Below are 23,069 nucleotides of genomic sequence, written 5' to 3'. Positions count from 1 at the left end.
TATGTTGCGCGGGCGTTGCACAAAACAGCTCAAAACGAGCGCCCGCGTGACTACAAAAACTTATGCCAACGTTACGTTGTGCAACTCAAAGCGATCGCCAACGTTGCGCGAGATCGAATACTCAAAGGCGGCGCCGCTGTCCAAAAAGCCAATCTGGGTGAGCTCGAGCAGGGGAGAGCCAAGTTTGGTGTCCAGACGCTCGGCTTCTTCCTCGGTTGCTGCCACGGCGCGAATGGTACGGTGGAAGCTCGAAATCTTCAGCCCACATTGCTCGCGGATGAAGCGGTAGACCGATCCGTACAGGTCCTTCTTTTTAAGGCCTGGAATCAGCTCGAGGGGCATGTAGGTGTACTCGATAACGATGGGCTTCTCATCGGCCTGACGCACGCGCACGACGTGATAGGCAAAGTCATCCTCGGCAATTCCCAGCTGGGCTGCGATGTCCGCTGGTGGATTAACGATCGAGAAATCGTAGACCACCGAGGTCACCTTCTCCCCGCGATGCTCATACGAAAAACCCTGGGTACGGTCGTTTTTGCCCTGGAAAAACGCCTGGCCGGGAAGCCCCGCCGTGTCCTTAACGTAGGTACCCGATCCACGCCGGCTGGTAATAAGACCTTCTTCGGTGATTTGTTCAAGAGCTCGTTTGACGGTGATTTTGGAAACGTTATAGAGCTTGCAGAACTCAACCACGGTAGGAAGCTTGTCGCCCGGTTTAAGAGCGCCACCCTCGATAGTGCGACGAATATCTGCAGCTATCGCTTCGTATTTGGGAATCATGGAACCTCCTTTCCAACTTGGTTGAGTATAAAAGAAAGTATAGTTAACACCTAAGCATCCCTATTGTATATTTAAAAAGTTCGAGAAAGATATAATTAAAAGTCGCTTTGCATATAAATTAGAGCGCTCTAAATAGATAAACATCTGAGTAATGTCGCGTTAAGCGGTCATTCGCGTTTTCCCAGATAAAACCTGCCAAAACAAACCTGTCCCTTTTTGGTAGGTTTTTGCCTTGGGAGCGGTACCATACAGGCAATGTTTAAACGAGAAAGGTGGGCTCCCATGGAACCTAAGCAGTATTACATCGGCATCGACGTCGGCGGCACCTCGGTCAAGGAGGGTCTGTTCGATGAGGACGGAAACCTGCTTGCCAAGGCCAGCGTGCCCACGCCTCCCATCGTTGACGCTGCGGGCTTTGCCGCGGTGACCGAGGCTATCGACCAGGTGGTCGCCAAGGCCCAGATTCCGCGTGCCTTTGTGTCGGGCATTGGCCTGGCCGTTCCGTGCCCCATCCCGGTATCGGGCGATGCCAAGGTCAAGGCGAACATCGCCATCAACCTGCCCGAGCTCAAGATCGCCATCCAGGAGCACTGCCCCGACGCGGTCGTTAAGTACGAGAACGACGCCAACGCTGCTGCTATGGGCGAGGCCTGGCTCGGCTCTGCCAAGGGCGTACAGAACGTGGTGATGGTCACCATTGGTACCGGCGTGGGCGGCGGCGTTATCGTCAACGGCGACGTGGTATCGGGCGTTGTGGGCGCCGGCGGCGAGATTGGCCACATGTGCCTGAACCCGGCTGAGGAGCGCACCTGCGGCTGCGGCGGCCATGGCCACCTGGAGCAGTATTCCAGCGCCACCGGCGTGGTGAGCAACTACCTTGCCGAGTGCAAGAAGGCGGGCGTCGAGCCCATCGAGCTCACCGGCCCCTCCGATTCCAAGGACGTGTTCCAGGCCTGCCGCGAGGGAGACAAGCTCGCGCTGGCCGCGGCCGATACCATGGCCGATTATCTCGGTCGTGCCCTGGCGCTTATTGCCAACGTGGTCGACCCCGAGATGTTCCTGATCGGCGGCGGTGCGTCTGCCTCGGCCGATGTCTACCTCGACAAGGTTCGCGAGCACTTCCAGCGCTACGCGCTTTCCGCCTCGCGCGAGACGCCCATTAAGGTCGCTTCGCTCGGCAACGACGCCGGCATCATCGGTGCCGCCTACGTAGCCCTGCGCGCTGCCGGCAAATAGCTGGTGCAAGGGGGTCAGGTTACTTTGCACCAACATGGTGCAAAAGGGACAGCCTTGGCCCCCATGCCTGCCACAAAATATGCCGTGGCCCTTCTGTCTGCGAAGGCTCGGCATCGGCGTGCTACCATAGCTACGTCCAAGTACACATATCAAGTGGAGGATATCCATGGCAAACGTTCTTGTCTTTGGTCACCAGAACCCCGATAACGACGCCATCATGAGCGCCGTCGTCCTGTCCCAGCTGCTCAACCAGGTTGAGTATGCCGGCAACACCTACGAGGCCTGCGCTCTGGGCCAGCTTCCGGCAGAGTCCGCCAAGCTGCTCGCCGACGCCGGCATTGCCGAGCCCCGCATGATTGATTCCGTCGAGGCCGGTCAGCTCGTTGTCCTCACCGACCACAACGAGTCCGCCCAGTCCGTCGCCGGCCTTAAGGACGCCACGGTCTTTGGCGTCGTCGACCATCACCGCATCGGCGACTTCGAGACCGCCGGCCCGCTGCACTACATCTGCCTGCCCTGGGGCTCCAGCTGCACCATCGTCACCAAGCTCGCCGGCGTGCTCGGCGTTGAGCTTTCCGACGTCCAGGCCAAGCTGCTGCTCTCGGCCATGATGACCGACACGCTCATGCTCAAGAGCCCCACCACCACCGATGTCGACCGCGCCGTCGCCGCCAAGCTCGGCGAGCAGGTGGGCGTCGACCCGGTCAAGTTTGGCATGGAGGTCTTCCTCACCCGTCCGTCCGGCTCCTTCACCGCTGCCGAGATGGTCGGCAATGACATCAAGATGTTCGAGCCCGCCGGCAAGAAGCTGCTCATTGGCCAGTACGAGACCGTCGACAAGAGTCGCGCGCTCGGCATGATCGACGAGATTCGCGAGGCCATGCGCGCCTACGCCGCCGAGAAGGGTGCTGACGGCATTGTCCTGTGCATCACCGACATCATGGAGGAGGGCTCGCAGGTCCTGCTCGAGGGCGAGACCGAGGCTGCTCAGAAGGGCCTGGGCATTGCCGACGAGCACGACGGCGTCTGGATGCCGGGCGTCCTCTCCCGTAAGAAGCAGGTCGCTGCCCCCATTATGGCCGCCTGCTAGGTTTAGTTGACCAAATGCCACGACCGGATCGCGGACGCCCCGCGCTCCGGTCGTTTTTTGTGCACGGCGCCGCGTCGTCTCTTGGACAGGCGTGCCCGTGCCGTTGAGCAAATAATGTTCAACCTGTGGTTCCGCTTTTCGGCCACGCCTGCGTGCTTGTCGTGCAGGGTAGGCTAGATGCAAGCGTAATACGTTAGAGCGCGGCGCCGCCACTTAGGCGGGCCGTGCTTTTTTAAGACGGGAGCTTTCCCGTGAAAGGAGCCGTCCATGGCAGCAACTGAGCAGCTGTTCAACGTTCGTGAGCGCAAGCGCTTTGAGCGTCACGACATTTGGGAGCGCATCGCCGAGAACGGCACGATTTCCGCCGCCGTCATGGTCTTCGCCGCCATCGCCGCCGTCATTTGCGCCAATACCGATGCCTACGAGGTCATCCATCACTTTTTGGAGACCCCGCTGTATGTGGGTCTGGGCAACCTTACGGCCGGTCTCACCGTTGAGCTTTTCGTCAACGACTTCCTCATGGCGATTTTCTTTTTGTTGGTGGGCATTGAGCTTAAGTACGAGATGACGGTCGGCGAGCTCAAGAATCCGCGTCAGGCCATGCTTCCCATGCTGGCGGCCGTGGGCGGCGTCGTCGTTCCCGCCTGCATCTACCTGATCTTTAACCATGCCGGCGCCCACAACGGTTGGGCCATCCCCATGGCAACCGATATTGCCTTTGCGCTGGGCGTACTGTCGCTTTTGGGCAATCGCGTGCCCAACGGCGTGCGCGTGTTCTTCTCGACGCTCGCCATCGCCGACGACCTCATCTCCATCGCCGCCATCGCCATCTTCTACGGCCAGAGCCCCAATCCGTTTTGGTTGGGCGCCGCCGCGCTTGTGACCTGCGCGCTCGTGTGGCTCAACAAGACGCAGCATTACCGCCTTGCCCCGTATTCGGTACTGGGTCTGCTGTTGTGGTTCTGCATGTTCAAGAGCGGCGTACATGCCACGCTTGCTGGCGTCATCTTGGCCTTTACCATTCCGGCCAAGTGCGGCGTCAAGCTCGATAGCCTCACCGATTGGTTGGGCGAGTGCCTGCCGCTGCTCGATGACCGCTACGACGACGAGGCGCACATCCTGGGCCAGCATGACTTTACCGTCTCGACCACCAAGGTCGAGCGCGTCATGCACCGCGTGACCCCGCCGCTCATCCGCATGGAGCGTCTGATCTCCACACCGGTCAACTTTGTGATCCTGCCGATCTTTGCGTTCGTCAACGCACAGGTTCGCCTAGTGGGCGTGGACATGAGCACGCTGCTCACCGACCCGGTGACGCTCGGCGTGTACTTTGGCATGCTGCTGGGTAAGCCGATCGGTATCTTTGGCATGACGTTCGCCTTGGTCAAGCTCAAGGCCTGCGAGCTGCCGCACAATGTCAACTGGCATATGATTGCCGGCGTGGGCATTCTGGGCGGTATCGGCTTTACCATGTCGATTCTCATCAGCGGCCTCGCCTTCCCGACGGCCCAGTTTGAGGTTCTGGCTGCCAAGGCCGCTATTCTCGCCGGCTCTGTCACCGCGGCCGTACTTGGCATGATCTACATGAGTGTGATCTGCAAGCACCCCGCGCCCAAGAACGAGTAGGCGCGTAGAAACAGACGCCAGAGCCTGCTCGAGCGCGTGTAAAACGCGGTTTTGAGTGGTACTTGCCACCTGCCGGACACCCCAGTGGCCAAAAAACGCCGTTTGTGAGTACTGTCACAAACGGCGTTTCATTTTAGGCGCGAAAAATAATGTACAAATCTATTCTGTCTGTGCATTAACGATTGCGTGGCTGGACGAAAAATGCCGATGCATCCTTCCAAAACCGGACACAAAAGGCCAAGACTGGCCTTTTTAATTCAAAATCGCTGTTACTAAAAAAGTAACAGTACTCATATTTGCTATTTTTTGACCACAGGCCCCAATGACTAGGTTTATTCCACGGTGCCGTAGATGGCGCCCCAGCCGTGGGCGGCCAAGGCGGAGTTGAGCTGGTCGCAAAGTGACTGGCGGTCGTAATAGCCGGGCGGTAGCAGGTTGACGATCTCCATGAGATCGGGCGCCAGGTCCAAGATCTCGGCCTGTACGATCAGATCCAGGCGGTCGATGGCGTGGCGATCGTAAAACAGTCCGTCGACCAGGCGCTGCAGGTCGCCGAATTCCTCGGCCTGGAACGATCCGTACTCCATAGTGCCTCCTTGGGCGCCCCACGCCGGCATGCGCGGCGATTCGTATTTATTGCGATGGACTTAATCTATCACGGCTTCATAACGTTGCGGCGGTGGCGGTCTATACTTAGACGAACTGCAACGTACCGCTTCGCGAAAGGTCGCACCCCATGCAGACGATCTACCAGAAGATGGAAACCACCGAACTCGATGCCGCCATCGAGGCACTCAAGGCCGAGGTTGCCGAGGTCAAGGCCAAAGGCCTGGCGCTCGATATGGCCCGCGGCAAGCCGTCGCCCTCCCAGGTGGACATCTCGCGCCCCATGCTCGATATCCTCAATGCCGACGCCGATTTGCACGACGGCAACGTCGACTGCTCCAACTACGGCTGCTTTGAGGGTATTCCCTCGGCACGCAAGTTGGCAGGGGAGTTCCTGGGCTGTCCCGCCGAGCAGACGCTCGTACTGGGTTCGTCGAGCCTGCTGATTGAGCACGACATCGCCGGCATGTTCTGGCGTTGCGGCTCGTGCGGCAGCGAGCCTTGGGAGGCTTACGAGGCCGCGCACGACGGCAAGAAGGTCAAGTTCCTGTGCCCCGTTCCCGGCTACGATCGCCACTTTGGCATCACCGCCGACTTGGGCATCGAGAACGTCCCCGTCGCGATGACCGACAACGGCCCCGACATGGACGAGATCGAGCGCCTCGTTGCCGCCGACGATTCCATCAAGGGTATCTGGTGCGTGCCCAAGTATTCCAACCCCACGGGCATCACCTTTAGCGAGGATACCGTGCGCCGCCTGGTCGAGATGCCCACAGCCGCGCCCGATTTCCGTATCTTCTGGGACAACGCCTACTGCGTGCACGACCTGTACGACGAGACCGACGAGCTCACAAACATCTTTGACCTCGCTCGCGCGGCGGGCACTGAGGACCGCGTGGTGGCCTTTGCCTCGACGTCCAAGATCACCTTCCCGGGCGCCGGCATCGGCTTTATCGGTGCGAGCCCCGCGGTCATCGCCGAGTTCTCTAAGCGCCTGAAGGCCGGCCTCATCAGCGCCGACAAGCTCAACCAGCTGCGTCACGTGCGCTTCCTTCCTACCATCGAGGCGGTCAAGGAGCACATGAAAAAGCATGCCGAGTTCCTGCGTCCGCGCTTTGAGGCCGTCGAGCGCAAGCTCACCGAGGGCTTGGGCGACACGGGCTGCGCCACTTGGACGCACCCCCGCGGCGGCTACTTTGTAAGCTTCGATGGTCCCGAGGGCTCGGCCCAGAAGGTCGCCGCGCTTTGCGCCGACCTGGGCGTCAAGCTCACGCCGGCCGGTGCTACCTGGCCCTATGGCAAGGACCCGCGCGACACTAACATCCGCATCGCGCCGAGCTATCCCACGGTCGAGGACCTGGAGGCCGCGCTCGATGTGCTGGTGCTGGCTGTGAAGCTCGTCGCTGCCGAGCTTGCGCGTGCCGAGCGCGCCTAACGCGCGGCTTCCCGTACTATCCGCACTTTCGATACGTAAAGGAGCGTATACATGGATTTGGGTATTTCTACCAACCCCACGCCAGAGCTCTACACCATTAAGGTAACCGGCGAGATCGATATCTCGAACGCCGATAGCCTGCGCAATGCCATCGACCTGGCGCTCGAGCAGCCCACTGAGGCCGTTGAGCTCGATTTTGCCCAGGTGAGCTACATCGATTCGACGGGCATTGGCGTGCTCGTGGGCGCCGCGCACCACGCGGTCGACCACGGCAAGCGCTTTAGCTGCACCAATGTGCAGCCCCCGGTGATGCGCGTGGTTCAGCTGTTGGGTGTCGACCAGGAGATTTCGATCACCGCTGCATAATCTTTGCCCCCAAAAGGGCGTGCCGTTTGGCATATGTTTGTGATGCGCTCGGACGTTTTGGCGTCCGGGCGCTATACTTGACCGAATGAATAGACGAGTTCCGGCCGAATGGCGCGGTGCGGGCTCGACTCACATCGAGCCTTGGAGGTATGTGTGTTTGGTATTGGAGAGGGTGAGCTCGCGATCATCGTGGTCTTCGGCTTTTTGCTGTTTGGCCCGGATAAGCTCCCGCAGATGGGCCGCACGATCGGCCGTGCCATCCGTCAGTTCCGCGAGACGCAGGAAAAGATGACGGCCGTTGTTCAGTCCGAGATTATCGATCCGGTGAGCGAGGCCGCGTCGGCTCCGGTCAAGCCCAAGAAGGCTGCCGTCGATGATGATTCCGATGCGGACGAGGATGCCGTCGAGACGGCAGCGCCCGCCAAGAAGGAGACCTTTGCCGAGCGCCGCGCCCGTCTTGCTGCCGAGAAGGCCGCGAGCGAGGGTGCTGCTGAGGGCGAGAATGCTGCCGATGAGGCCGAGGGCGCCGAGCCCGCCGAGGCCGAGCCTGCCGCTGCCGCCGCTGCCACCGTCGAGCCCGAATCTGCTGCAGAGCCGGAGCCCGAGCCTGAGCCTGCTGCAGAGCCGGAGCCCGAGCCGGCAGAGCCCACGACGGCCGATCTCTACGCCCGTCGTCCCCGCAAGCGCAAGGCCGTCGTCGACCAGCTCGCTCGCGAGCTCGAGGCCGAGGACGACGCCGCTGCCGCCGACGCCTCGAAGGGAGGCGATGAGTAATGCCTATCGGACCTGCGCGAATGCCGCTCTTCGATCACCTGGGAGAGCTCCGTCGCCGTCTGACCATCGTGGTCGTATCGGTGTTTGCCGCCGCCATCGTGCTGTATTTCGCCACGCCCGTGGTGCTCGACATCCTGGAAGACCCCATCCGCTCCTTTGTGCCGGAAGGTAAGTTCTACATCACCACCACGCTCGGCGGCTTTGGCCTGCGCTTCTCGCTGGCCATCAAGATGGCCGTGGTCATGTGCACGCCCATGATTATCTGGCAGATTCTGGCATTTTTCCTGCCGGCGCTTCGCCCCAACGAGCGCAAGTGGGTCGTGCCCACGGTGCTCGCCTCGACGGTGCTGTTCTTCCTGGGCGCCATTTTCTGCTACTTCATCATTATCCCGGCAGGCTTTGAGTGGCTCATCGGCGAGACCTCGGCCGTCGCCACGGCGCTGCCCGATCTGGAGAACTACGTCAACATGGAGCTGCTCTTTATGATCGGCTTTGGTGTGGCGTTTGAGCTGCCGCTCATCATCTTCTATCTGTCCGTCTTCCATATCGTGTCCTACGCGGCCTTCCGCGGCGCCTGGCGTTACGTATACGTTGGCCTGCTTGTGGGCTCGGCTGTGATTACGCCCGACGGCTCGCCCGTTACGCTGGGCCTCATGTACGGCGCCCTGCTTTCGCTCTACGAGATTTCGCTTGCCATCGCCCGTGTGGTCATTACCGCGCGCGAGGGTAAGGAGGGCTTGTTTGTGAGTCGTCTGGACCTGTTCTCGGACGATGAGGATGACGAGGAGTAAATCGGTATGCACGAGGTTGGCATTGTCAACGGCATACTCGATACAGTGATTCGCGCGGCGCGTGGGGCGGGGGCCTCGCGCGCCGTTTTGGTAACGCTGCGTATCGGGGATATGACCGAGGTGGTGCGCGAGGCGCTCGACTTTGCATGGGAGACGTTTCGCGACGAGGATCCGCTCACGCAAGGCTGCGAGCTTGCCGTGGAGGAAGTCCATCCACAAAGCGAGTGCCTGGACTGCGGTGAGGTCTTCGATCATGACCGCTTCCATTGCCGTTGCCCCCAGTGCGGCGGCGCCAATGTGCGCCTGCTGCACGGCCGCGAGCTCGACATCGCCAGTATCGAAATCGAAACCCCCGACGATTAGCCCGCCAGCCACCTGGGGACGGGGTATAAAGGGGCCAAAGTAAGGAGTGCCAAGTATGGCTGAGAAAACGATTGATATCGCGTCGCCGATCCTGTCGCGCAATGAGCGCCTGGCAGATCAGCTGCGTCAGCGATTTAAAGAGACAAACACCTATGTGATCAATGTGCTGTCGAGCCCCGGCTCGGGCAAGACCACCACGATTCTGGGCACCAACGAGCGCCTGCGCGACAAGGCCGGCCTGCGCTGCGCCGTCATCGAGGGCGATATCGCCTCGGATGTCGATGCCATCACCATGAAGGAAGCCGGCATGCCCGCCATCCAGATCAACACGGGCGGCCTGTGCCACCTCGAGGGCAACATGATCATGGAGGCCGTTGACGCCTTCGACCAGGCTGTGGGTCTGGAAAACATCGACGTCATCTTTATCGAAAACGTGGGTAACCTGGTCTGCCCAGTCGACTTTGACCTGGGCGAGAACCTGTCCATCATGATCCTCTCGGTGCCCGAGGGCGACGACAAGCCCATCAAGTACCCGGGCATCTTCCAACATGCCGGCGCGCAGTTGCTCAACAAGGTCGACGTGGCTCCGGCTTTCGATTTTGACATGGATAGGTATACTAAGACACTCGATGACCTCAATCCGCAGGCGCCGCGGTTTGCCGTGAGCGCGCGCAAGGGTGAGGGCATGGATGCCTGGTGCGATTGGCTCATCGGGCAGATTGAGCAAGCAAGGGCGTAAGTCGGCCGCCATACGGGCGGGCGTAGCCGCAGAGACATGAGATAGGAGCCTCTTTTGAAGCTCATCATCGCCGAGAAAAACGACGCCGCGCGTCAGATCGCCGAGCGGCTGTCCACGGGTAAGCCTAAAAAGGACAAGGTGTACAACACCGCCATCTACCGTTTTGAGTGGAAGGGCGAGGAGTGCGTGACGATCGGTCTTGCCGGTCACATCCTTGCGCCCGATTTTTGCGACAGCGTGCTGTTCGATAAAAAGCTGGGTTGGTATTCGGTGACCGAGGACGGTGAGATGCTGCCGGCCGATATGCCCGATGGCCTGGCGCGTCCGCCCTACGACACCAAGCGTAAGCCGTTCCTTGCCGATGGCATCTCCATTAAGGGCTGGAAGCTCGAGAGCCTGCCTTATCTCACCTGGGCGCCCGTCATTAAGCTGCCGGCCGAGAAGGAGCTCATTCGTTCGCTCAAGAACCTCGCTAAAAAGTCCGATAGCGTCATCATCGCCACGGACTTCGACCGCGAGGGCGAGCTGATCGGTTCGGACGCCCTCAACAAGGTGCGCGAGGTTGCGCCCGACTTGCCGGTTGCCCGCGCCCAGTACTCTTCGTTTACCAAGGCCGAGATCACGCACGCCTTCGATAATCTCGTCTCACTCGACCAGAACCTGGCCGACGCCGGCGAGAGCCGCCAGCACATCGACCTCATTTGGGGCGCGGTGCTCACGCGCTATCTGACGCTCGCCAAGTTCGGCGGCTTTGGTAACGTGCGCTCTGCCGGCCGCGTGCAGACGCCGACGCTCGCCCTGGTGGTCGAGCGCGAGCGCGAGCGCATGGCGTTTGTGCCCGAGGACTATTGGCAGATTCGCGGCATGGGTGCCGCGCAGGGCGCCGCCGAGGACGACCGCTTTAAGATTGCACACAAGACGGCGCGTTTTACCGACAAGGATGCTGCTGAGACGGCGTACGGTCACGTTGACGGTGCCAAGACGGCAACCGTCGCCGCGGTGACCAAGCGTTCGCGTAAGCAGCAGCCGCCCACGCCGTTTGCGACCACCTCGCTGCAGGCTGCTGCCGCAGCCGAGGGCATCTCGCCTGCGCGTACCATGCGCATCGCTGAGTCCCTCTACATGGCCGGTCTCATCAGCTACCCGCGTGTCGACAATACCGTGTACCCCGCGACGCTCGATCTGGGCGCCGTGGTGAGCGACCTGGCAAAGATCAACCCGGCGCTGGCGCCCGTATGCAAAAAGGTGCTTGCCGGCCCCATGAAGCCTACGCGCGGCAAAGTCGAGACCACCGACCACCCGCCTATCTATCCCACGGGCGAGGGCGATCCGTCCACGCTCGACGGCGGCCAGCGCAAGCTCTACGACCTCATCGCCCGCCGCTTCCTGGCGACGCTCATGGGTCCCGCGACCATCGAGAACACCAAGCTCGAGCTCGATGTGAACGGTGAGCCGTTCGTGGCTTCGGGCGATGTGCTCGTGACCCCGGGTTTCCGCGAGGCCTACCCGTATGGCCTTAAACGCGACGAGCAGATGCCGCCGCTTGAGCAGGGCGATACGGTCGACGTATTCGACATTAAGCTCGAGGCCAAGCAGACCGAGCCGCCCGCGCGCTACAGCCAGGGCAAGCTCGTGCAGGAGATGGAGAAGCGCGGCCTGGGCACCAAGTCCACGCGCGCGAGCATCATCGAGCGCCTGTACGCCGTGCGCTATCTCAAAAATGATCCCGTTGAGCCGAGCCAGCTGGGTATCGCCATCATCGATGCGCTGTCGCAGTTTGCCCCGCGCATCACGAGCCCCGATATGACCAGCGAGCTCGACGGCGACATGACCCGTGTGGAGCGCGGCGAGGATACCGAAGAGCATGTCGTGATGCACTCGCGCGCGCTGCTGGCTGGCGTGCTCGACGAGCTGCTCAAGCACACGCAGGAGCTGGGCGACGCCATCAGCGACGCCGTCACGGCCGATGCGCGCGTGGGAGCTTGCCCCAAGTGCGGCAAGGACCTGGTTATGAAGACGAGCGCCAAGACCCGTGGCAGCTTCATTGGCTGCATGGGCTGGCCCGACTGCGATGTGACCTATCCGGTGCCGAGCGGCGTCAAGGTGAGTCCGCTCGAGGGCGAGGCGGCCGTGTGCCCCGAGTGCGGCGCGCCGCGCATTAAATGCCAGCCGTTCCGTCAGAAGGCTTTCGAGATCTGCGTGAACCCCACGTGCCCCACCAACTACGAGCCCGACCTTAAGGTGGGCGAGTGCAAGGTGTGCGCCGAGGCCGGACGTCATGGCGACCTGATCGCGCACAAGAGTGAGAAGAGCGGCAAGCGCTTTATCCGCTGCACCAACTACGATGACTGCGGCGTAAGCTATCCTCTGCCGGCGCGCGGTAAGCTCGAGGCGACGGGTGAGACCTGCCCCGAGTGCGGCGCCCCCATCGTGGTGGTCAACACGGCGCGCGGCCCGTGGCGTATCTGCGTCAACATGGACTGCCCGACCAAGGAGAAGAAGCCCGCCCGCGGCCGCAAGACCACGACTAAGGCGAGCACGGCCAAGAAGACGACGGCGGCCAAGAAGACGACGGCTAAGAAAGCCACTGCCGCCAAGAAGACGACCGCGAAGAAGTCGACTGCCAAGAAAGTAGCCTCCGACAAGTAACGGCGCGGTCGAAACATTGCCTAAAAAACGAGCGAGGACCCCACGATCCTCGCTCGTTTTTTTTGACCGGCAGTTAGGGACGTTCCTTTTCTGCCGGCAGTTTAGGAACGTCCCTAACTGCCGGCTCGGGAACGACAAAGCGCTAGTTCACTTCGACGGGTTTGGCGCCGGGATAGCGCTCCTCAAAGTCTAGGCGATACTTATTGTCATTGGTGCCCGCCACGTTGTCGCGCGACAGCGGCGCCACGATCTCATTCTTGTGGTCCGCAGGCTTGGCGTATTTCAGGCTGATCTCCCAGGCATCACAGATTGCGTCAATGCGGTGATCCAGGTCGTCGTACAGGGCGATGATGTCCTTCCAGGAACTGTAGTTCTTGGAGCTCGTCGGGACGTCCAGGTCCTCGACGATGTCGTAATACTGCTCGATGGTGTCCTCTGTGCGCTCGGCGACGTCGGCGAGATTTTGACGGGTGGTGCGATCTTCTTCCAGATAGCTGCCGTTGAAGTTCTGCGCGCAGCCACGGACGTAGTTGTCGAGGTCTTCGAGCAAGTCGTAGTATTCGCTCAGTCGGCGGTAGAGGTTCTGCTCGGAGAGCGTTGCTTCGCCGCCATCCTCGTCGTCATCGTCATCATCGTCGTACAGGCTGTTGGGATCGCCGAGAGGCTTTAGGTCATCGTCGTCGACGTCATGGTGCAGCTTAGCTACCTCGGCAGTCGTCTGCGTGGCGGCGTTGTCGAAAGGCTTGATCACAAAGAAAACGACCAGGGCGATGATGATCGCCACCAGCACAACGATAACGGCGATAAGCGGCCCGGTGCCGCTCTTTTTGGGAGCGGGGGTCTGTGGCGAAGCGGGCGCGTATGCGGGAGCCGGCTGCTGTTGGGGCGAGCCGCTCGCGACGGGTATGCGCTGCGTGGTCTCGACGGCCGCGGGGCCTGCGGCGAGGTCGGGGCGATAGGCGAGGGGGTCGTCCGCCTTGGCTTGCGGCGTATCGAGGGAACCGGTCTGCTCAAAAGCGGGCTGGCTATCGCTCGCGGTTGTTTGTTCAACGGATGCACCGCACGAGGTGCAGAACTTGGCATTATCTGCAAGAAGCTTGCCGCACGAGGCGCAATACCGAGACATTGCCACTCCTTTCGCCACATTTCAATGCAATACGACGATTATACCCAGCACCCCAAAAAGCCGGCAGTTGGGACGTTCCTTTTCGGCCGGCAGTTTAGGAACGTCCCTAACTGCCGCCTGAGTAGCCATTGGCTAGGTGGGATTTGGGACGCGCCGAGCACTGGGGTATCATGGCTTGGTTGCTATAACTCGCATTTACGCGCCTTGTAGGAAGGGGCTGCGCCCATGGCTTTTGAGCCCGCTCAACATAGCTTTATCACGCTCGAGGGCGTTGATGGCGCCGGCAAGTCCACGCAGGCGCGCTTGCTTGCCCGCGCGCTCGAACTCGCTGGCTACCAGGTTGTGAGCCTGCGCGAGCCGGGCGGCACCGCCATCAGCGAAAAGATCCGCGCCCTGCTGCTCGATCCCGCCAACACGGCCATGGGAGATACCTGCGAGCTGCTGCTCTACGAGGCCGCACGCGCCCAGCTGGTGCACGAGGTCATAGCTCCCGCCCTCGCGGCCGGCAAGGTGGTCCTGTGCGACCGCTTCTACGATTCCACGACCTGCTACCAGGCGTTTGCCGACGGCCTCGATCGCCAGATGGTGCGCGACGCCAACAACCTGGCCGTCGCGGGTACGCACCCGGCTCTCACACTCGTCTATCGCATCACGCCCGAGCAGGCGGCGCTGCGCATGGCCGCCCGTGGTGCGGCCGACCGCATGGAGGCCAAGGGCATGGCCTTCCAAGAGCGCGTCTACCAGGGATTTTGCGCCATTGCCGCCGAGGAACCAAACCGCGTAAAGCTCATCGACGCGACCGCGTCCATCGAGGACGTCTTCGCGCAGACGGTCGAGCAGGTTCGCGTCTACGGCCTCGACATTCCGCAAGATGTCGTCGCCGCCGCGCTTGCCAAGGAGGCCGAGTAACATGGCCCCCGCTCAGGCAAGCCTGCTGGCCAAGCTCGACACCCAAGAGCGCGTGCGCGACTTTTTGACCAATGCCGTCGCCAGCGGTCGCGCATCGCACGCCTACCTGTTTTTGGGCGCGCCCGGAGCGGGCAAGCTCGACGCCGCGTGGGCGCTCGCCCAAGCCTTCCTGTGCGAGCAGGACGGCTGCGGCTCATGCGATAGCTGCGTGCGCGTCGCCCGCCATACACACCCCGATGTGCACTATTACACGCCCGAGAGCGCCACGGGCTACCTCATCGCCCAGACCCGCGAGCTGCTCGACGACGTGCCGCTGGCGCCCATCCGTGCCAAGGCCAAGGTCTACATCATCGACCGTGCCGAGCAGCTGCGCGCCAACACCGCCAACGCACTGCTCAAAACACTCGAGGAGCCGCCCGAGGACGTTATGTTCATCCTGCTGGGCACCTCGGCAGACGTGATGTTGCCCACCATCGTGAGCCGCTGCCAGTGCGTGCCGTTTCGGCTGGTATCGCCCGCCGTCGCCGCGCAGGCCGTGAGTCGCGCCACCGGTCAGGACCCTGCGCGTTGCCGCATGGCCGTCGCCGTAGCGGGAAGCCCCACGCGTGGCATCGAGTTCCTCAAGAGCGCCGAGCGCCAGGACGCCCGCCGTCAGATGGTCCGCGCCATCGATTCGCTTATCGCCGCCGACGAGGCCGACGTGCTCAGTCGCGCCAAGTCACTCATCGTCGCCGTTAAGGCGCCGCTCGCCGAGGTCAAGTCCACGCAGGAAAAGGTGCTCGAGCAAAACGCCGACTACCTGTCGCGTGGAGCATTGAAGCAGCTTGAGGACCGCAACAAGCGCGAACTCAACGCGCGCGAGCGTTCGGGTATCATGGAAGCGCTGGCGAGCGCGCGGACGCTCATGCGCGACGTGCTGCTGACGCTTCAGGACGAGGCGGCCGACGTGGTAAACGAAGACGTGCGCGACACGATCGGTCGGCTTGCCGCCGCGACCAATGTTGCGGGTGCCACCCGGGCGCTCGAGGCAGTCGCGACCGCCGAGCGCAACATCGCCAGAAACGTTACTCCCCAGCTGGCCATCGAGGTCATGCTGTTCGATATCAGGAAGGCACTGAAATGCCGTTAGTCGTACCCGTTAAGTTTACCTACGCCTCGCGCGACCTGTGGTTCGATCCGCAGGATCTGGATATCCTCGAGGCCGATTATGCCATTTGCTCCACCGAGCGCGGAACCGAGATCGGCCTGGTCACGGCCGATCCCTTCGAGGTGCCGCAAGATGAGATCGGTCAGCCGCTCAAGCCCGTGCTGCGCGTGGCGAGCGACATCGACCTGCAGCTTGCCGACGACCTGGCCATCCAGGGCGACGAGGCCATGGTCGACTTCCGCCGCCTGGTCAAGGAGCTCGACCTCGAGATGAAGCCGGTCGGCGTCGAGTACCTGTTTGGCGGCGAGAAGGCCGTGTTCTACTTTGCGGCCGAGGAGCGCGTCGATTTTCGCCAGCTCGTCAAGGACCTGTCCTCGACGCTGCACATTCGCGTCGACATGCGCCAGATCGGCGTGCGCGACGAGACCCGCCTGGTGGGTGGCTACGCCCAGTGCGGACAGGAGCTCTGCTGCACGCGCTTTGGCGGACAGTTTGAGCCCGTCTCGATTCGCATGGCAAAAGAGCAGGACCTGCCGCTCAACTCGTCCAAGATCAGTGGCGTGTGCGGTCGCCTGATGTGCTGCCTGCGCTACGAGTTCGAGGCCTACAAGGACTTTAAGAGCCGAGCGCCCAAAAAGAAGACACTCATCGATACGCCGCTTGGCAAGGCGCGTATCCAGGAGTATGACACGCCGCGTGAGCAGCTGGTGCTGCGCCTGGAGAACGGCAAAGTCTTTAAGGTCAACCTGGCCGATATGACGTGCTCGGAGGGCTGCAAAAAGAAGGCCGCCGAGCAGGGCTGCAACTGCCGCCCCGACTGCGTGACGCGCGACGTGCTCGAGCGCATCGAGTCGCCCGAGATGCGCCTGGCGCTCATGGAGCTCGATCGCGAGAACGGCGTCGACGTGGGCGATGGCCTGTCGAGTGCCGACCGTCTGGCCGGCACGTCGATGCCCAAGCGTCGTCGTCGCGATGCCGAATCCGATGCTCGCGCCGGTCAGGGTCAGGGCGAGGGCCGTGGCCGTGGAAAGGGTCGCGGCAAGGCCGAGGCACCCGAGGCCGAGGGGGCGGCCGATGGCCGTCGCCGCCGCAAGCGCGCGGGCTCGGGCGATGCTACCGAGGCTGCAGCCGCGGGCAAGAACGCCTCTCGCGAGCGCGAGGTTCAGCAACCCCAGCAGCAGAATCGCGGCGGTGGCATGAACCCCACACGTCGCCGCCGCCGTCATCTGTCGAGCGAGGAGCGCGAGGACGCCTTCCGCGCCGCAGCTGCTCGCGAGGCTGGTGCCGCTTCCAAGGGCGCCTCGGCCTCCGATGCGCCTGCCGACAAGGGCGGCAAGTCACGTGGCGAGGAGGAGCGCACGCCGCGTCCGCGCCGTCGCCATTCCTCGGGCGCGCAGCAGAAGCCCTCAGTGCCCTCCGTGGCCGATCAGGTCTCGGATGGCGAGGTCAAGGTCACGCGCCGTCGTCCCGGGGATGGCGGGGGAGCGGCTGCCAAGGCTTCGCGTGGCGCCGCTCGCGACGAGCGCGAGCCGCGCGGTGGCGAGGGCTCGGCCGACCAGGGTCAAAAGCGCCGTCGCCGTCGCCGTTCCCGCAAGCCGCGCCAGGATGGCGGCGAGGGCTCGACTCCGTCTTCGTCCGCACCGCAACCGCCCGCCGGCGAATAACGCCCGCGAGCGGATTTAGCCCGCCTTGCCCCGAGCGCATCGGGGTATCATAGCGCCGAATCAACAACCCTCCCCGCGACCGAACGTAGGGAGGGTTGTGTCTTGAAGAGCCATCTGAACATATTGAGCCGTCTGCAGGGAGCCGGTGCCCTACCGTTTGCGGACGAATTGCTACCGTTTGCCGAGCACGCGACGTACGAGGCGCTTGAGGCGTTGTCGCCCACGCGATGTGCCGGCTGCGAACGCGCCGGTGCGCTTATTTGCCAAGACTGCCTGGCCGCGCTCACGCTCATCGACCCACGTCATAGCTGTACCCGATGCGGCGCCCCGTTTGGGGATTTGCTGTGCACTGAGTGTTCGGTCGAGGGCACGTCCTCGGCAATGGCGGAGGCACTCGATCGCTGTCTGGCGTGCGCCGTCTATGCGCATCCGCTGCCGCGCATCATTAAAGCGTACAAGGATGCGGGCGAGCGACGTCTAGCTCCGTATCTGGCGGAGCTGCTCTACGACACCGCCCTGCATGCCCAGGTCGTAGCGCCCGATCGCTACGGAGGTGTGCTGTCCGGCGCGGATGCGGTGGTGTTTGTGCCTGCGACGGCGGCAGCGTTTCGGCGGCGTGGTTTTGATCATATGGAGGCTATTGCGCGCCCATTTTGCGAGCTGTCGGGTGTTCCCCTGCTCGATGCTCTCGTCAAGTACGGGCATGGCGACCAGCGCGAACTCGGTCGTGAGGAGCGCCGCGAGCGTGCCCAAGGCATGTACGAGACGGTTGAGGACGTGCACGGCCGCCGCCTGCTGCTTATCGATGACGTTATCACCACGGGCGCGACGATGGCCGCGGCTTCGGCGGAACTCAAGCGCGCCGGTGCCGCGGCCGTTGATGGCCTCGCTATCGCACGCGTTTGGTAGGGGTGGTTTTGTGGCAGTGAAGATTGAGCGGCGCAACGAGCCGACAAGCGAACAGCTAGCGGCTTCCGTAATTCTGACGGGTGCCTCGGCGCTACGCATGATGCGCGCCGAGCGCCGACAAATGGGTTACATCAGCTGGAGGGACCTCGATCCCGATGAAGAGCGCCGCGCGCTGCGCACGTCGTCGCCCTCGACCGAGGACATCTATCTTCCCGACTTGGTGCGTATTGGAGCCGCAAGCGGCGAGGTGCAAGAGGATTTGTGCTTGCTGGTGGGATCTGCGGCGCAGCGCCGCCGCATGCTTGGCGTGGGCTGGTCCGTGTGTTCCGGGTTGCCTGCCGGCTCGATTCTAGAAGTGGAGCCGGGTGTATACAGTCTATCTCCCGAGGCCCTTTGTGTTGCCGTCGCCCGCGAGGTCGGCTGTATCCAGGCATTTGCCCTAGCCCAGGAGCTGTGCTCTAAGATTTCGCTGAGTGACCGCGGGCAGTATCTACCTCCCTACACATCGCCTGTCGTGAACAAATTGGCAAAGGACAAAGACCAGCCGCCAGATGTCGGTTACTTTGAGGTCGAGCCCGTGCTGACACCCGATCGCCTGGTAGATTACCTTGCGGCGTGCAAAGGAAGCACGGCCAAACAGCTGCTGCGCCTGTGTCCCTACCTGTCAGAAAACCTGCTGTCGCCCATGGAGTGCATCATGCTCGCTCTGTTTTCGCTTCCGTTTTCCTATGGCGGATTTGCCTGCGGTCCTTTTAAGACCGACTACAAGATCGAGTTCGATGACCGCGCGCAGGCAATCTCTGGGATGTCGCACGCAGTTTGCGATGCGTATCAGGAAACAGCCCGGTTTGACCTGGAATACAACGGTGAGCTGGGCCATTCCTCCCGGAGGGGACGTATCCATGATGAAAAACGCAACACGGGCTTGATCACTATGGGAATCGAGATCGCGACGGTCAACAACGAAATGCTCTGTGACATGGAAGCGATGGAAGCGCTCGCATGGCGCATCCACCAGCGCATGAGTAAGCGATATCGCAACCGTGTTGACGCTCGCAGAAAGAAACAAGAGACGCTATTTAACACGTTGCGGGCGTGTTTTGGGCTTAAACCCGCCTAACAATGCTCTGAAACAGGGGGTTGGATATATGCTTTGGCCAAAATATAGCAAATATGAGTACTGCTACAAATTCAGTAACAGCAAAATCAGGGATTTTGGGACTTGAAGATGGCGTAAATTAGAAAATTATTAAACAAATGTGGAATATCCTGGCATCAATCTGACGTTATAGAGCGTGAAAACAGCTTGCAGAGCCAAAAACTCCTGCTACTAAATTGGTAACAGTACTCATATTTGCTATTTTTTGGCCACGGCGCCCTAAGACGGGTGTGTTGGGGCTTTCCATGGGGGAGCGACGGGCTTAATCAGAGCGCGTGCGGCCCGTCCTGACCTGCGAAATCTGTACTCGCGATGTGAATAACGCCCCTAACCTTAAACTTTAGCTTGAACTTAGCTATAATGCGCTACGTTCCTGCCAGGCTGTGGTTGCGGGCGGACGAAATGCCTGTCCTAGTCCAAGACAGACGCGGTCAAAGGGATCCACGTAAGCGACCGCGTGCGCGCGGCGCGATCATGGCGCGTCCTAGATGTAAGCCGCACCGTCCGTTCTACTTTCTTTGGGGCAATACCGCCTCGCGGGCGAGCGGGCCAGTCGTGAAGGTGGCTGCGGCCTCCCGAGCAAACACCCCGGTGCGCAAGTGTGGGGTCAAATACCAGGTCAGCTGGTGGGAACAACCTGATATTCCGCGCAACGCACGGATCGTATACGACACAGAAGGCAGGGTAGTGGACATGGTGAGGGGCAGCTTGATGCACGCGGCTCGGTTAGGTGCTGGGACCGCAGCGGTCATCGCCGTTTTGGGCCTGAGCGGATGCGCGTTCAACCCGCTGTCTACGTTCACGACTCCCACGATCGACCAGATCGAGTACGAGACCGTCACGCCGGCGGTGTCGGACGATGCCCTGGTCACTCCCGGAACCCTGACGGTCGCCCTCGATACTTCCGATGCGCCGCAGGCAATGCAGGGCGCCGACGGCGAGCTCACGGGATATGCGGTCGACGCCGCCCGCGCCCTCGCAAGCCGCATGGGCCTTAAGGTCTCCTTTGTCGATGCGTCTTCGGCAGGTTCCGCGCTCGGCGACAAAAAGGCCGATATCTTTATCGGCGAGATTAACTCCACGGACGGGGACATTAGCTCGCTCGGCACCTGCCTGTACGATGCCACTTCCGTGTTCGGTAAAACTAGCGATGGTGGGTCGCTAAGCGTTTCCACCGATACCCTTAACACGTCCACCCTGGGCGTTCAGATGTCCTCGGCCTCGCAGGAGGCGCTTGCTAAGCAGAACATTACCGCCAACCAAAAGACCTACTCCAACATCAACGAGTGCTTTGAGGCGCTCGAGTCCGGCGAGGTCGACTATGTGATCTGCGACTCCACGGCCGGCGGCTACCTTGCACGCCTGATGAGCGAGGTCTCCTATGTCGGTGCGCTCGAGGCGCCCTCGACGCTTGGTGTTGCGGGCCTCTCGTCCAATGACGAACTGTGCCGTGCCGTGAGCGATGCCCTCGACGACATCACGGTCGACGGTACGCTCGAGGCGGTCCACTCTGTCTGGTATGGCACGATGCCCTACGACCTCACCACTAAGACGGTTTCGGGCGCTAGCGTGCAGCCGGGTGACTCTGAGTTCAGTGAGACCACGTCCTCCGGCAGCGAGTCCTCCGATTCCAACAATGAGACCGCATCCTCCGAGGACAAATCGTCCAGCCAGGAAGGCACCATCACCGACGACGACATTAACAAACTCAATAGCTAGTTATTGCTAGGGGTGGTGTCTCCTATACGTTGGAAAGGACACCTCTTCACGGTTTCAACACGCACTGCCGGGCTTCCCCGATGGGGGAGCCCGGCTTTTTCATCCCAATAAAACTAGCAGGTCAAAGCCAATTTTCAGGACCAAATACAAAGCCGCCGGCCCCCTCCTATAGCGCACTTTGCCACAGAAAAGTGCGAGACTTCGGTATGCGGTATCAAGCAATCGTTATTCGGGTCTTTAGGAATCCGCGTGATTAAATGCACGGCAATGGGTACATAGCCAGTACAGTAAGTCCCCGAGGCAGATTGGAGCCACGTATGGATATCAAGGTTTCTGGACGCAAGACGACGGTAACCGATGCTCTGCGTGCGCATGTGGATGAGAAGATCGGCGAGGCGCTCAAGGTTTTCGATATCGAGCCCATGACGGTCGACGTTGTACTTCGCTATGAGAAGAACCCCTCGAACCCCAACCCGGCAATCGTCGAGGTTACGGTTCGTGCCCGCGGTTCGGTGATTCGCGTTGCCGAGCACGGTGCGGATATGTACGCCGCCATCGACCTCTCCGCCGATAAGGTCACCCGCCAGCTGCGCAAGTTCAAGACCAAGGTCGTGGACAACCGCCAGGGCGGTGCCAGCGCAGCGGATGTCGCGCCGGTCGAGCGCGTCGAGGATCTGGCCGACCTGCTGCTGCCCGAGGAGGAGGACGACCTGCTCGTCCGCGAGAAGGTCATCGATGTCACCCCGATGACTGAGGAGCAGGCGCTGGTGCAGACCGATCTGCTGGGCCACGACTTCTACGTGTTCGAGAACGCGACGACTGGCCTCATCAATGTGGTGTATCACCGTAAGAATGGTGGATATGGCATCATCAAGCCCCGTATCGAAACACTTGACGAGTAAAATACGTTAACTTGCATGAGTTAACGGTTGGCGGCCATCCCATGCGGATGGCCGCCTTTTTACGTAAGGAGTCGCTTTGATGGACAAGGCTGCATCTACCGGCCATTCTGACCGCTGCCGCATCGTCGTCGATACCTGCTGCGACTTTAGCCCCGAGGTCGCCGCGAACCTCGATGTCGATATCCTGGGTTTCCCCTTCATTATCGATGGCGAGGAGCGCACGGACGATATCTGGTCGAGCATGAGCCCTAAGGAGTTCTACGACCGCATGCGCGCCGGCGCTCGCGTGTCTACCTCCGCCGTGTCGCTCGGTCGCTATATCGAGTTCTTTACCGAGTGCGCCAAAGAGGGCACGCCCACGGTCTACCTGTGCTTTACCTCGGCGCTGTCGTCGAGCTACAACTCCGCGTGCCAGGCGGCGGACGCCGTGCGCGCCGAGTATCCCGATTTTGAGCTCTACGTGGTCGACAATGCTCTGCCCTGCGCGACCGGCGCGCTCTTGGCGCTCGAGGCCGTGCGCCAGCGTTCGGCGGGACTGACCGCCAAACAGCTGGTCGATTGGGCAAACGAGGCAAAGACCTATGTCCACGGCTACTTTACGCTCGAGAGCTTTGACGCACTGGCCGCCGGCGGCCGTATTCCGCCCGCGGCGGCACAGCTCACGGCAAAGCTCGATGTCAAGCCCGAGCTCTCCTACGACCTTGCCGGCTCGCTGTCGCTGATCGGCGTCAACCGCGGCCGCAAGAAGGCGCTCAAGTCCATCCTCAAGTCGTTCCGCGAGAACTACGTGCCCGATCGCACCATGCCCATCGCCATCATGACGGCCGATGCCGAGAAGGACGGTGATTGGCTCGAGGCCGCTATCCGCAAGGAGGAAGGCTGCGCCGACGTCACCATCATCCGTAGTTCCGTCGGTCCCACCATCGGCTCGCACGTGGGCCCCGGCATGGTGGCCTGCGCGTTTTGGGGCAAGAACCGTGCCGAGAAAGCCTCGCTTTCCGACCGCATCGCGCGCCGTGTGCGCGGTGAGTAGACAGGCGCTGCGGCTGCAAGTGCCCTCAAGTCACAGCCCAAACGCT

21 protein-coding genes are annotated in these 23,069 nt (G+C 61.6%); 18 read left to right on the top strand and 3 right to left on the bottom strand.

Annotation, left to right across the window (positions count from 1 at the left end):
- Positions 1–60 precede the first annotated feature (60 nt).
- On the bottom strand, positions 61–780 hold the full coding sequence (locus KTF55_RS07660; protein ID WP_217108239.1) for a GntR family transcriptional regulator: 720 nt from the start codon (positions 778–780) through the stop codon (positions 61–63).
- Positions 781–1,062: 282 nt separating this feature from the next.
- On the opposite strand from KTF55_RS07660, the gene KTF55_RS07655 reads away from it, so the two are divergent.
- The 3 genes from KTF55_RS07655 to nhaA all read left to right on the top strand — a co-directional run bounded on the left by KTF55_RS07655 (position 1,063) and on the right by nhaA (position 4,732).
- Positions 1,063–2,016: an ROK family protein gene (locus KTF55_RS07655; RefSeq protein ID WP_226790644.1), complete on the top strand. Its 954-nt coding sequence runs from the start codon at positions 1,063–1,065 to the stop codon at positions 2,014–2,016.
- Positions 2,017–2,182: 166 nt separating this feature from the next.
- Positions 2,183–3,106 carry a manganese-dependent inorganic pyrophosphatase gene (locus KTF55_RS07650; protein WP_217108237.1) on the top strand — a complete coding sequence of 308 codons (924 nt, stop codon included), beginning with the start codon at positions 2,183–2,185 and terminating at the stop codon, positions 3,104–3,106.
- Between the two features lie 267 nt (positions 3,107–3,373).
- A complete protein-coding gene (nhaA, locus tag KTF55_RS07645; RefSeq protein ID WP_217108236.1) occupies positions 3,374–4,732 on the top strand; it encodes a Na+/H+ antiporter NhaA in 1,359 nt (452 codons plus the stop codon).
- A 332-nt stretch (positions 4,733–5,064) separates the two neighbouring features.
- Here the strand turns inward: nhaA and KTF55_RS07640 are convergent, their stop codons facing one another.
- Positions 5,065–5,319 (bottom strand): hypothetical protein, encoded by a 255-nt coding sequence (locus KTF55_RS07640; protein WP_055285533.1) that lies wholly within the window; start codon positions 5,317–5,319, stop codon positions 5,065–5,067.
- A gap of 149 nt (positions 5,320–5,468) precedes the next feature.
- Here KTF55_RS07640 and KTF55_RS07635 point away from each other — a divergent pair, with 149 nt between their 5' ends.
- From KTF55_RS07635 to KTF55_RS07605, 7 genes are all read left to right on the top strand, one after another.
- A complete protein-coding gene (locus KTF55_RS07635) occupies positions 5,469–6,773 on the top strand; it encodes an aminotransferase class I/II-fold pyridoxal phosphate-dependent enzyme (protein WP_217108235.1) in 1,305 nt (434 codons plus the stop codon).
- A gap of 51 nt (positions 6,774–6,824) precedes the next feature.
- Positions 6,825–7,139 carry an STAS domain-containing protein gene (locus tag KTF55_RS07630; protein ID WP_035137695.1) on the top strand — a complete coding sequence of 105 codons (315 nt, stop codon included), beginning with the start codon at positions 6,825–6,827 and terminating at the stop codon, positions 7,137–7,139.
- 153 nt (positions 7,140–7,292) lie between these two features.
- A complete protein-coding gene (locus KTF55_RS07625) occupies positions 7,293–7,913 on the top strand; it encodes a twin-arginine translocase TatA/TatE family subunit (protein ID WP_217108234.1) in 621 nt (206 codons plus the stop codon).
- Positions 7,913–8,704, top strand: a complete 792-nt coding sequence (gene tatC, locus KTF55_RS07620) for a twin-arginine translocase subunit TatC (protein WP_217108233.1) — start codon at positions 7,913–7,915, stop codon at positions 8,702–8,704. The genes KTF55_RS07625 and tatC overlap by 1 nt, the downstream gene beginning before the upstream one ends.
- Positions 8,705–8,710: 6 nt before the next feature.
- Complete coding sequence (hypA, locus tag KTF55_RS07615; RefSeq protein WP_217108232.1) at positions 8,711–9,067, top strand: hydrogenase maturation nickel metallochaperone HypA; 357 nt, start codon at positions 8,711–8,713, stop codon at positions 9,065–9,067.
- Positions 9,068–9,122: 55 nt separating this feature from the next.
- A complete protein-coding gene (hypB, locus tag KTF55_RS07610) occupies positions 9,123–9,806 on the top strand; it encodes a hydrogenase nickel incorporation protein HypB (RefSeq protein WP_138374518.1) in 684 nt (227 codons plus the stop codon).
- Positions 9,807–9,860: 54 nt separating this feature from the next.
- On the top strand, positions 9,861–12,455 hold the full coding sequence (locus KTF55_RS07605) for a DNA topoisomerase I (protein ID WP_217108231.1): 2,595 nt from the start codon (positions 9,861–9,863) through the stop codon (positions 12,453–12,455).
- A 142-nt stretch (positions 12,456–12,597) separates the two neighbouring features.
- Here the strand turns inward: KTF55_RS07605 and KTF55_RS07600 are convergent, their stop codons facing one another.
- Positions 12,598–13,581, bottom strand: a complete 984-nt coding sequence (locus KTF55_RS07600; protein WP_117769916.1) for a zinc-ribbon domain-containing protein — start codon at positions 13,579–13,581, stop codon at positions 12,598–12,600.
- Between the two features lie 225 nt (positions 13,582–13,806).
- Between KTF55_RS07600 and tmk the strand changes: the two genes are divergently transcribed.
- The 8 genes from tmk (at position 13,807) to KTF55_RS07560 (ending at position 23,023) form a co-directional block, all read left to right on the top strand.
- Positions 13,807–14,490: a dTMP kinase gene (gene tmk / locus KTF55_RS07595; RefSeq protein ID WP_217108230.1), complete on the top strand. Its 684-nt coding sequence runs from the start codon at positions 13,807–13,809 to the stop codon at positions 14,488–14,490.
- Position 14,491: 1 nt separating this feature from the next.
- Positions 14,492–15,619 carry an ATP-binding protein gene (locus KTF55_RS07590; RefSeq protein WP_217108229.1) on the top strand — a complete coding sequence of 376 codons (1,128 nt, stop codon included), beginning with the start codon at positions 14,492–14,494 and terminating at the stop codon, positions 15,617–15,619.
- On the top strand, positions 15,610–17,301 hold the full coding sequence (locus KTF55_RS07585; RefSeq protein ID WP_217108228.1) for a regulatory iron-sulfur-containing complex subunit RicT: 1,692 nt from the start codon (positions 15,610–15,612) through the stop codon (positions 17,299–17,301). The genes KTF55_RS07590 and KTF55_RS07585 overlap by 10 nt, the downstream gene beginning before the upstream one ends.
- Positions 17,302–17,403: 102 nt before the next feature.
- Positions 17,404–18,210 carry a ComF family protein gene (locus tag KTF55_RS07580; RefSeq protein WP_226790642.1) on the top strand — a complete coding sequence of 269 codons (807 nt, stop codon included), beginning with the start codon at positions 17,404–17,406 and terminating at the stop codon, positions 18,208–18,210.
- 10 nt (positions 18,211–18,220) lie between these two features.
- Positions 18,221–19,330 carry a hypothetical protein gene (locus KTF55_RS07575; RefSeq protein WP_217108227.1) on the top strand — a complete coding sequence of 370 codons (1,110 nt, stop codon included), beginning with the start codon at positions 18,221–18,223 and terminating at the stop codon, positions 19,328–19,330.
- A 732-nt stretch (positions 19,331–20,062) separates the two neighbouring features.
- A complete protein-coding gene (locus KTF55_RS07570) occupies positions 20,063–21,088 on the top strand; it encodes an ABC transporter substrate-binding protein (RefSeq protein WP_226790678.1) in 1,026 nt (341 codons plus the stop codon).
- Positions 21,089–21,405: 317 nt separating this feature from the next.
- Positions 21,406–21,990 carry a ribosome hibernation-promoting factor, HPF/YfiA family gene (gene hpf, locus KTF55_RS07565; protein WP_035137685.1) on the top strand — a complete coding sequence of 195 codons (585 nt, stop codon included), beginning with the start codon at positions 21,406–21,408 and terminating at the stop codon, positions 21,988–21,990.
- Between the two features lie 79 nt (positions 21,991–22,069).
- Positions 22,070–23,023, top strand: a complete 954-nt coding sequence (locus tag KTF55_RS07560) for a DegV family protein (RefSeq protein WP_055310423.1) — start codon at positions 22,070–22,072, stop codon at positions 23,021–23,023.
- The last annotated feature ends 46 nt before the right edge of the window (positions 23,024–23,069 follow it).

The sequence above is a fragment of the Collinsella sp. MSK.8.10 genome, assembly GCF_019041915.1.
GTDB lineage: Bacteria > Actinomycetota > Coriobacteriia > Coriobacteriales > Coriobacteriaceae > Collinsella.
The sequence above is the reverse complement of the archived record's forward strand: the minus strand, read 5'-3'. Positions and strand labels throughout refer to the sequence as shown.